Source organism: Saccharopolyspora sp., assembly GCF_017434145.1.
GTDB lineage: Bacteria > Actinomycetota > Actinomycetes > Mycobacteriales > Pseudonocardiaceae > Saccharopolyspora_C > Saccharopolyspora_C galaxeae.
This window is the reverse complement of the sequence record NZ_JAFRFW010000851.1, coordinates 1-10,140: the sequence shown is the minus strand read 5'-3', so window position 1 is coordinate 10,140 and position 10,140 is coordinate 1. Positions and strand designations below refer to the sequence as shown.

7 protein-coding genes and 1 pseudogene are annotated in these 10,140 nt (G+C 70.2%); 6 read left to right on the top strand and 2 right to left on the bottom strand.

What is annotated here, in order from left to right; translation table 11 throughout:
* The 4 genes and pseudogenes from IJH84_RS23205 to IJH84_RS23190 form a co-directional block, all read left to right on the top strand.
* Positions 1–1,072, top strand: a pseudogene (locus tag IJH84_RS23205) (alkyl hydroperoxide reductase); the annotation flags it as partial.
* A 50-nt stretch (positions 1,073–1,122) separates the two neighbouring features.
* The gene (locus IJH84_RS23200; protein WP_200067974.1) at positions 1,123–1,443 is read left to right on the top strand and encodes a co-chaperone GroES; all 321 of its coding nucleotides are present in this window, start codon (positions 1,123–1,125) and stop codon (positions 1,441–1,443) included.
* Between the two features lie 166 nt (positions 1,444–1,609).
* The gene (locus tag IJH84_RS23195) at positions 1,610–4,018 is read left to right on the top strand and encodes a VanW family protein (protein ID WP_295148980.1); all 2,409 of its coding nucleotides are present in this window, start codon (positions 1,610–1,612) and stop codon (positions 4,016–4,018) included.
* 155 nt (positions 4,019–4,173) lie between these two features.
* Positions 4,174–5,208, top strand: coding sequence for a zinc-dependent alcohol dehydrogenase family protein (locus IJH84_RS23190; RefSeq protein ID WP_200067975.1), 1,035 nt, complete (start codon positions 4,174–4,176; stop codon positions 5,206–5,208).
* Positions 5,209–5,272: 64 nt separating this feature from the next.
* On the opposite strand, the gene IJH84_RS23185 is transcribed toward IJH84_RS23190, so the two are convergent.
* Complete coding sequence (locus tag IJH84_RS23185; protein WP_295148976.1) at positions 5,273–7,117, bottom strand: acyl-CoA dehydrogenase; 1,845 nt, start codon at positions 7,115–7,117, stop codon at positions 5,273–5,275.
* A 314-nt stretch (positions 7,118–7,431) separates the two neighbouring features.
* On the opposite strand from IJH84_RS23185, the gene IJH84_RS23180 reads away from it, so the two are divergent.
* A complete protein-coding gene (locus IJH84_RS23180; RefSeq protein ID WP_295148973.1) occupies positions 7,432–7,959 on the top strand; it encodes an OmpA family protein in 528 nt (175 codons plus the stop codon).
* A gap of 118 nt (positions 7,960–8,077) precedes the next feature.
* Here the strand turns inward: IJH84_RS23180 and IJH84_RS23175 are convergent, their stop codons facing one another.
* A complete protein-coding gene (locus IJH84_RS23175; RefSeq protein ID WP_200067978.1) occupies positions 8,078–8,755 on the bottom strand; it encodes an SDR family oxidoreductase in 678 nt (225 codons plus the stop codon).
* 102 nt (positions 8,756–8,857) lie between these two features.
* Here IJH84_RS23175 and IJH84_RS23170 point away from each other — a divergent pair.
* The coding region (locus tag IJH84_RS23170; protein ID WP_295148969.1) for an MFS transporter at positions 8,858–10,140 on the top strand (1,283 nt) is incomplete at its 3' end.

Sequence of the window (10,140 nt, the reverse complement as noted above, 5' to 3'; positions counted from 1 at the left end):
GCTGCGCGGGGTGTGGCTCGCGGACGGCGCGGTGACCACCATCGCGGGCACGGGACAGCAGTGGCGCGACGGCGAGGACGGCGGACCTGCGCTGGACATCCCCCTCACCAGCCCGTGGGACGTCGCTTGGTGGGAGCCCGCAGGCGGTGTGGTGATCGCGATGGCGGGCAACCACACGCTCGGCCTGTTCGACCCGACCGGCGGGAAGCTGCGCAGGCTGGCGGGCACCACCGTCGAAGGGCTGCGGGACGGCGCGGCGCCGGAGGCGTTCTTCGCCCAGCCGTCCGGGCTCGCCGACGGTGGTGAGCGGCTGTGGCTGGCCGACTCGGAGACCTCGGCGCTGCGCTGGATCGAGCCGGACGGGGACGGGTTCGCGGTGCGCACCGCGGTCGGCCGCGGGCTGTTCGACTTCGGGCACGCGGACGGTCCCGCCGATGGCGCGTTGTTCCAGCACCCGCTGGGCGTCGCGGCGCTGCCGGACGGTTCGGTCGCGGTCTGCGACACCTACAACGGCGCGGTGCGACGTTACGATCCGGCATCGGACGAGGTCTCCACGTTGGCCACGCACCTGGCCGAACCTTCCGGGGCGACGCTGGTCGACGGCGAGCTCGTGGTGGTCGCCTCGGCCGCGCACAAGCTGGAGCGCCCGGTGCCGCCCGGCGTCTCCGATCGGCTCATCGAAGGCGCGTCGCAGCAGGTCACGCGTCCCGCGACCGATGTCGCGCCGGGCTCGGTGGAGCTGGCGGTGGTGTTCACCCCGCCGCCGGGCAGCAAGCTCGACGAGCGCTACGGCCCGTCCACCCGGCTGGAGATCACCGCGTCACCGGCGGAGCTGCTGGTCGAAGGCGCGGGCACGGGGACGGACCTGACCCGGCGGCTGGTGCTCGCCGACGACGTCGAGCACGGCGTGCTGCACGTCGTCGCGCAGGCCGCCAGTTGCACCGACGATCCGGGGGTGGAGCACCCCACCTGCCACCTGACCAGGCAGGACTGGGGAGTTCCGGTGCGGGTCGGCGGCTCCGGCCCGGACCGGCTGCCATTGATCATGGGCGGGATGGACGCCGGTTCATGAGGGGCTCCCCGCTCGGAAGGCTTCGGTGGGCCGGGTCGTAAACTTTTCGAGTGACCGATGCCAAGCTTGAGATCCAGATGCTGCATGACCGGGTCATGGTGCGGGTCTCTGCGGAATCCGGGGAACGTCGCAGCAGCGGCGGCATCGTGATTCCGGCGACCGCCCAGATGGCCAAGCGGCTCCTCTGGGGCGAGGTCTTCGGGGTGGGCAGCCACGTGCGGGCCGTCAAGGTCGGCGACCAGGTGCTGTTCAACCCCGAGGAGCAGTTCGAGGTCGAGGTGCAGGGCCAGTCCTACCTGGTGATGCGGGAGCGAGACCTGCACGCCGTGGCCAGCGAGCAGACCGAGCAGGGCACCGGCCTGTACCTGTGATCGCGCGCTGACCTCGGCCCTGCTTCGGGGTCACCGGGAGGCCCGGTGGCTGGGAGTCCCGGTGGCCGCGACCGGTCCGGTGCGCCGACCGGCGTTCTTGACGGGCTGGGCCCGACGCCTGTTCGCTGTGCATCCCGCCGCACGACCAGACGATGAAGGGGAAGCGGTGCCGGAAAACTACGACGTCCCGCCGGACGACGACCCGCATCGGGGTTCGGACCGGCCGGGCCCGGCCGAGAAGGAATCCGGCTCCGGCGACACGACCGGCACCGACCGGGAAGCGACCTCGCCGGAGTCCGCGGGCGAGCGGACCACCCGCATCTCGGCGGGGAGGCTCGCCGCCGAGCAGTCCGGCCAAGCGGATCAATCGGGCCGGACCGGACAAACCGGCACGGCTGAAGCCGATCACGCCGACTCCGCCCAGGCTCCGCCGACCGGATCAACCACCGCGGAATCGCAGCACGGGCAGCTCGCGGGCGAGCTGACCGAGCAGGGCACCCGCCCCATCTCGCAGTCCGGCGCGCAGTCCGAGGGCACGGAACGGATCGACGGCACCGGGACGACCGCGGCTTCCGGCGCCTCCGGTGAGCAACCGCCGGAGTCCGACGCCGAGCGCACCGCGACGATCCCTCCGGTGCCCGGCACCGAACCGGCCGCGGCCACCGAGCAGACCTACGCCTCACCGACGGACTTCATCGGCATCATCGGCGGAAGCTCGCAGCAGCAGACCGCGCGGTTCCCCGAGCACGACACCGAACGCACCGACACCATCCCGCGGGTCCAGCCGCAGGAGCAGCCGACCTGGTCGTTCGCCGGCGGCGTCGGCGGTTTCTCCGCGGACCCACCGGAAGGCCCGAAGCCGCGCCCGCAGAACCGCAGCCGCTTGGTGCGCGCGGGCATCGGCGCGGGCATCGCGGTCGGTGCGCTGGCACTGCTCTACCTCGGTGATCTGTTCTTCAGCAGCGGCAGCGTGCCGCGCGGCACCACCGTCGCCGACGTGCAGATCGGCGGGATGAGCAAGACCGCCGCCGAGCGCAAGCTCAAGAACCAGCTGGAAGCCGGCCTGCACGAACCGATCCGGCTGACCACCGGGGAGACCCAGGCGAGCCTTTCGCCGGACGACGCCGGGCTGCGGATGGACTGGGGCGAGACCGTCGAACGCGCCGGTTCGCAGCCGCTGAACCCGATCACCCGGATCACCTCGCTGTTCACCGAACGCGAGATCACCCCCGCCAGCTCGGCCGACCGCGCTCAGGTCCGCCAGGCCCTGGAGCAGGTGAAACCGCAGCTGGACCGCGCGCCCGCGGAGGGCACCATCCGCTTCGAGGGCGCCACTCCGGTGCCGGTGGACCCGGTCACGGGCCGCACGGTCGACCTCTCGTCGGCGACCGACGTGGTGCTGTCGAAGTGGGCGATCAACGGCCCGGTGCGGATCCCGTACTCCGAGCAGCCGGTGACCACCACCAAGGAAGGCGTGCAGAAGGCGCTGCGCGAGGTCGCGCAGCCGGCGGTGTCCGGTCCGGTGACCGTCCGCGGTGAGGGGCACGACGCCGCGATCTCCCCGGAGACCATCGCGGCCTCGCTGCGCTTCGAGCCGGACGGCGACGGCGGCCTGCGCGCGGGCGTGGACGTCCCGGCCGTGGTCGGCGGGGTGGAACCGCAGCTGCGCGACACGATCAAGCCCGGCCAGGACGCCCAGATCGTGCTCGAAGGCGGCAAACCGGTGGTCCGCCCGTCGGTCGAAGGCCGCGGGGTGGACTGGAACAAGAGCTTCGAGAAGCTGCTGGACATCTACAAGAAGCGGGACGGTCGCAGCGTCCAGGCGATCTACCAGCAGCAGCCGCCGCCGTTCACCACCGAGCAGGCCAACGGGCTCGGCATCCGCGAGGTCATCAGCGAGTTCGAGACCGGCGGGTTCGAGCCCGCCTCCGGGGCGAACATCCGGCGGGTCGCCGAGCAGGTCAACGGCGCGGTCATCAAACCGGGCGAGACGTTCAGCCTGAACGGCCACACCGGCCCGCGCGGCGTTCCGCAGGGTTACGTCGAGTCCGGGATCATCGAGGACGGCCGCCCGGCGAAGGCCGTCGGCGGCGGGATCTCGCAGTTCGCCACCACGCTCTACAACGCCTCCTACTTCGCAGGCGTGAAGGACGTGGAGCACAAGGAGCACAGCTACTACATCAGCCGCTACCCCCCGGGTCGCGAGGCGACGGTGTTCCAGAACCCGGACGGCAGCAGCGTCATCGACGTGAAGTTCAAGAACACCCTCAACAGCGGGGTCATGATCACGACGCAGTGGACGCCCTCCTCGATCAAGATCCAGTTCTGGGGCACCAAGCAGTACGACGTGACCTCGCAGACCGGTCCGCGCACGGATGAGAAGCCGCCGCACGAGAAGGTCGTCCCGCCGGGCCAGCCGTGCAGCACCAGCAAGGGCACCGGCGGGTTCACCGTCACCGACACCCGCACCCTGCGAGACGTCAAGACGGGCAAGGTGACCACCGAGAAGCCCAGCAAGACGGTGTACAACCCGCAGCCGATCATCCACTGCGGGCCATCACCGCCCAAGCCCTGATCGGCGCGAACCGACCTGGCCGGCCCTCTTCCCGCGCGGAAGGGGGCCGGCCTTTTCGCGCTGCGGTGGGTCTTCCCACATGCCCGGATCGAAATACGTGCATCCGCTCCGGACGTCGAACCAGGGGAAGACGAATCGATTCCGGAGGTGTCCGAATGCGTGCCACCGTGATCCACGGTGCGGGGGACGTGCGCGTGGAGCAGGTCGCCGACGCGGCGCTGCTCGAGCCGACCGACGCCATCGTGCGGGTGAGCCTGACCTGCGTGTGCGGCAGCGACCTGTGGCCGTACAAGAGCATGGGCGCCGACGAGCAGGGCCAGCGGATCGGCCACGAGTTCATCGGCGTCGTCGAGGAGACCGGCTCGGCGGTGACCGGTCTGCAACGGGGCGACCTGGTCGTTTCCCCGTTCACCTACTCCGACGGCGAATGCGAGTTCTGCCGGGATTCGCTGCACACCTCATGCGTGCAGGGCGGTATCTGGGGCTCGCCCGGCAACGACGGGGCGCAGGGCGAGGCGGTCCGCGTACCGGTCGCGGACGGCACGCTGGTGAAGCTGCCGGTGGAGCCGGACGACGCGCTGCTGCCCTCGCTGCTGACGCTCGCCGACGTGTTCCCGACCGGGCACCACGCCGCGGTTTCCGCCGGGGTGCGCAAGGGCGACACGGTGGCCGTCGTCGGTGACGGCGCCGTCGGTGTCAGCGGGGTGCTGGCCGCGTCCCGGCTCGGTGCCGAGCGGATCGTCATCATGGGCAGGCACACCGACCGCACCGATCTGGCCCGCGAGTTCGGCGCCACCGACGTGATCCCGGAACGCGGCGCCGAGGGCGTCGAGCGGCTGCGCGAGCTGACCGGCGGACAGGGCGCGCACGCGGTGCTGGAGTGCGTCGGAACCGGCGACTCGCTGAGCATGGCGCTGCGCTTGGCCCGGGACGGCGGCGGCGTCGGCTACGTCGGCGTGCCGCAAGACGGCGAGGGCGTCGACGTGCGCGAGATCTTCATGCGCAACGTCGCGCTCGGCGGCGGCGTGTGCCCCGCCCGCGCCTACATCGAGGAGCTGATGCCGGACGTGCTCTCCGGCAAGATCCAGCCGGGCCGGGTGTTCGACCACACCACCGACCTGGACGGCGTCCCGGAGGGCTACCGCAGGATGGCCGACCGCGAGTCGCTCAAGACGCTCGTGCGGCCCTGACCCGCACCGACGAAAAAGGCGGGCGCCCCGATGTGGGGCGCCCGCCTCGTTTCGTCCGGGACGATCAGAAAGCGGCCTCGTCCAGGTCCATGATCGCGTTGTCGGCGGACTCGACGATCTTGCGCCGGGAGGCCAGCTCCGGCAGCACGTTCTTGCTGAAGAACCGCGCCACCGCGACCTTGCCCTGGTAGTAGGGCTGGTCCTTGGCGGAGGCGCCGCCGTCCAGCGCGGCCTGGGCCACCTCGGCCTGGCGCAGCAGCAGCCAGCCGATCAGCAGGTCGCCCATGCTCATCAGCACGGTCACGGCGTGCTGGCCGACCTTGTAGACGTTGTTGACGTCCTCCTGCGCGGAGGTCAGGAACCCGAACACCGCGCCGAGGGTGGCCTGCGCGTCGTCCAGCGCCTGCGCGACCAGCGCCCGCTCTTCCTTCAGCCGGTCGTCCGCGCCGTCGGCCTGCAGCGTCTGCTGCACCTGCTCGGCGATGTGCCCGAGCGCCGCGCCGTTGTTCTTCACGATCTTGCGGAAGAAGAAGTCCTGCGCCTGGATCGCCGTGGTGCCCTCGTACAGGCTGTCGATCTTGGCGTCCCGGATGTACTGCTCGATGGGGTAGTCCTGCAGGTAGCCGGAGCCGCCGAGGGTCTGCAGCGACAGCGTCAGCATCTCGTAGGCCCGCTCCGAGCCCACGCCCTTGACGATCGGCAGCAGCAGGTCGTTGACCTGCTCGGCCAGCGCGACGTCCGCACCGGTGGCCTTGCCCTGCGCGATCTGGTCCTGGTAGGTCGAGGTGTACAGGTACACCGCGCGCAGCCCCTCCGCGTACGCCTTCTGCAGCATCAGGATCCGGCGCACGTCGGGGTGGTTGGTGATCGTGACCCGCGGGGCGGTCTTGTCCGTGGTCCGGGTCAGGTCGGCGCTTTGCACCCGCTCCTTGGCGTACTCCAGCGCGTTGAGGTAGCCGGTGGACAACGTGCCGATGGCCTTGGTGCCGACCATCATCCGCGCGTACTCGATGACCTGGAACATCTGGGCGATGCCGTCGTGCACCTCGCCGAGCAGCCAGCCCTTGGCCGGGACGTCGTGCTGGCCGAAGGTCAGCTCGCAGGTCGCCGAGGCGTTCAGGCCCATCTTGTGCTCGACGTTGGTGACGTAGGCGCCGTTGCGCGCACCGGACTCACCGGTCTGGTCGTCGAAGTGGAACTTCGGCACCAGGAACAGGCTCAGGCCCTTGGTGCCGGGTTTGTTCTCGATGCCTTCGCCTTCGGGGCGGGCCAGCACCAGGTGCATGATGTTCTCGGTCATGTCCTGGTCGGCGGAGGTGATGAACCGCTTCACGCCCTCCAGGTGCCACGAGCCGTCGTCCTGCTGCACGGCCTTGGTGCGACCGGCGCCCACGTCGGAGCCCGCGTCCGGCTCGGTCAGCACCATCGTGGCGCCCCAGCCGCGCTCGATCATCAGCTCGGCCCAGCGGCGCTGCTGCTCGGTTCCGTTGTTCCACAGGATCGTCGCGAAGTTCGGCCCGGCCATGTACATGAAGATCGCCGGGTTGGCGCCGAGCATCAGCTCGGCCGAGGCCCACTGGACGGTGGGCGGGATGCCGTAGCCGCCGAGCTCGTCGGGCAGCCCGAGCCGCCACCACTCGCCGTCCATGACCTGCTGGTAGGACTTCTTGAACGCCTCGGGCAGCGTCACCGAGTGGGTCTTGGGGTCGAACTGGGCCGGGGTGCGGTCACCCTCTTCGAAGGACTCCGCGAGCGGGCCGGTGGCCAGCGTGTTCAGCTCGGTGAGCACACCGCGGACGGTGTCCTCATCGGACTGCTCGAAGGCGCCGGTGCCGAGCCGGTCCTGCACCTTGAACACCTCGAACAAGTTGAATTCGAGGTCGCGGATGTTGCTCTTGTAGTGGCCCATTCGAGGCTCCCTCTGCGCGCACTGGTGGTCCGAGCCGGCCCCGCTTGTGTCGGACATGGCCTTACTCGTCGGTAACCCGAGCGTATTACTTAGCAGTAACTTCTGTCGAGGCGGGGAGGCGAAATCGGTTCACGTTCGATCGCGGACATCACACGTTCGCGTTGCGCTGGGTCGCTCGACCTGCTCAACCGGACCGCTCGGAATGGAATGGAGCACACCCCGCTCGCCGGGCGGTCCGGGTCCGTGGCACGGGGCCACCGGTCGGACGACGCGCCGGCGGAACGTCCGGCGAGCTCCCGACAGCGGAGGTTGGCATGGACCGAATCAAAGCCACGAACGCCGTCGCCGGAATCGCTTTCGCCGCGGCGCTGGTGGCCGGGTGCTCCGGCGGACAGCAGCAGGGCCAAGGGGGCCAAGAGGGCGAGGTGCCACCCGCAGCACCGGCGCCCGAGCAGCAGCAACAGCAGCAGCCCCCGAAGCCTGACCCGGCAGCAGCGAAGGCGGCGCTGCAGCAGCAGATCGATCAGGCGCTGCAGCAGCGCCCGATCACCTTCGAACCGGACACCGCGAACCTGACCGAGCAGGGCAAGCAGACCGCCACCAAGGCGGCCGAGCTGGCCAAGTCGGCCCCGCAGGAGCTGCGGTTCACCATCGCCGGGTTCATCGCCAACACCGGCACACCGAAGCCGCAGGACCAGGAATTGTCCCAGCAGCGGGCGCAAGCCGTCGCCGACAAGTTCAAGGAGGCCGGAGTGCCCGCGGAGCGCCTCGAAGCCGTCGGACGAGGTGCCGCGCAAGGGAACCAGGAAAGCGATCGCCGGGTCGAGATTCAGGTCATGTAGCCGCTGCGCAGCGAAAAGGGAGGGCGCCCCTGGCACCCTCCCTTTTTCATGCGCTCATGCGGTAGCGCCGATGAATAGGCGTGAGTATCGACTGCTCGCTATTACGAGCGAGAAGTGCTCAGGACGGGCGGACGACGATCTCGGTGAGGTGCGCGTCGCGGGAGGCGTGCACCGCGGAAACGACCGGGGCGGCGACGGACTCCGGGCGCAGGTAGTGCTCCGGCTGGTACTCGCCGCCTTCGGAAACGCGCACCTCGCGCTGCATGTCGGTGTCCACCCGGCCCGGGAAGACCGAGGTCACCCGCACGTCCGCTTCCTCGGCGCGCAGGGTGTCCGCGAACGCCCGCAGCGCGAACTTGCTGGCGGCGTAGGAGCCCCAGTTTGGCTTCGCGGACAGTCCGGATCCCGAGTTGACCAGCACGACGTGGCCCTCCGCCGCCCGCAGCGCGGGCAGCAGCAGCCGGGTCAGCTCGGTGACCGCGAACAGGTTCAGCTCGAACGTGCGACGCCACGAATCCACCGGCAGATCGGAGACCGGGCCGAGCTCCACCAGGCCCGCGCTGTGCACCAGCACGTCCAGCCGATCGATGCCGGAGACCGCGTCGGCCACCGACGCGGAATCGGTCAGCTCCACCGGCCACGGCTTCGCACCTTCGACCTGGCTCGCCAGGGTCCGCAACGCCCCGCCGTCCCGGCCACCCAGCAGCACGTCGTGGGTCTCGGCCAGGGAGCGTGCGACGGCGGCCCCGATTCCACGGGACGCGCCTGTGACCAGGGCAATCGGACGTTGTGCCATGTTCTGAATCGTATCGGTCGCACGTTCGCGCACACTGTGCCGGGGACCTCTTCGCGGGCGGCGGGCTTGACCCGCGTCACCGGTGCGGAATAGGACGTTCCGGTGAACAGCACCGATGCCGCCGCCGGCACCCGGGTCCTGCGCAAGGTCTCGCTCCGGCTGATGCCCTTCCTGTGCCTGCTGTACTTCGTCAACTACCTGGACCGGGTCAACATCGGGTTCGCCGGTCCGAACGGCATGAACGACGAACTCGGCATGACCGCCACCGCGTTCGGGCTCGCCTCGGGCATCTTCTTCCTCGGCTACCTGGTGCTGGAAGTGCCGAGCAACCTGGCGTTGCACCGGTTCGGCGCGCGCCGCTGGCTGGCCCGGATCATGATCACCTGGGGTGTGCTGGCCACGATCATGGCGTTCGTGCCGAGCGCGACCGGGCTGATCGTGCTGCGGTTCCTGCTGGGCATCGCCGAGGCCGGGTTCTTCCCCGGCATCATCCTGTACCTGACCTACTGGTTCCCGGCCGCGCAGCGGGCGAAGGCGGTCGCGCTGTTCATGACCGCGGTGCCGGTCTCCAGCGCCATCGGCGCGACCGTGTCCAGCCTGCTGATCGACGCCGGGCACGGGGTGTTCGGGTTGTCCGGCTGGCGGTTTATGTTCCTGGTCGAAGGCGTGCCCGCGATGCTGCTGGCCGTGGCGACCTGGTTCTACCTGACCGACCGCCCGGAGCAGGCCAAGTGGCTCACCGCGGGCGAACGGGAATGGCTCGGCGAACAGCTGGCGGCCGAGCGGCGCGAAACGGAGCAGGCGCACCACTGGCCGCTGCGCAAGGCGCTGACGCACCCGCGGATCCCGGCGCTGGCGTTCGTCTACTTCGGGATCTCCTACGGGCTCTACGCGCTCGGGTTCTTCCTGCCGACGATCATCGACGGCTTCGAGCAGCAGTACGGCACCAAGCTCTCCACCGTGCAGTCCGGCCTGGTCACAGCGGTGCCGTACGTGATCGGCGCGGTGGCGATGGTGTTCTGGGCCGCCCACGGCGACCGCACCCGCGAGCGCGTCTGGCACGTGGCGCTGCCGATGCTGCTCGGCGGGGTGTGCATTCCCATCGCGCTGTACCTGGGCAACCCGATCCTGGCGATGATCGCGGTGACGGTGTGCGCGGTGGGGGTGTGCGCGGCGCTTCCGACGTTCTGGGCGTTGCCGAGCACGTTCCTGTCCGGGGCCGCTGCCGCGGGCGGTATCGCGCTGATCAACTCGCTGGGCAACATCAGCGGGTTCGCCGCGCCGTACGTCACCGGTGCGCTGCGCGACGTGACGGGATCGCAGCGGGCCGGGTTGTGGGTCGTCGGCCTGGTCATGATCGCGGCGGCGTTCGTGGCGGTCGCGCT

Excerpts from the sequence above, each read along its gene's own strand:
- IJH84_RS23175 (WP_200067978.1), bottom strand. The coding sequence starts at position 8,755 with ATGGCACAACGTCCGATTGCCCTGGTCACAGGCGCGTCCCGTGGAATC.
- IJH84_RS23185 (WP_295148976.1), bottom strand. The coding sequence starts at position 7,117 with ATGGGCCACTACAAGAGCAACATCCGCGACCTCGAATTCAACTTGTTC.
- IJH84_RS23190 (WP_200067975.1), top strand. The coding sequence starts at position 4,174 with ATGCGTGCCACCGTGATCCACGGTGCGGGGGACGTGCGCGTGGAGCAG.
- IJH84_RS23180 (WP_295148973.1), top strand. The coding sequence starts at position 7,432 with ATGGACCGAATCAAAGCCACGAACGCCGTCGCCGGAATCGCTTTCGCC.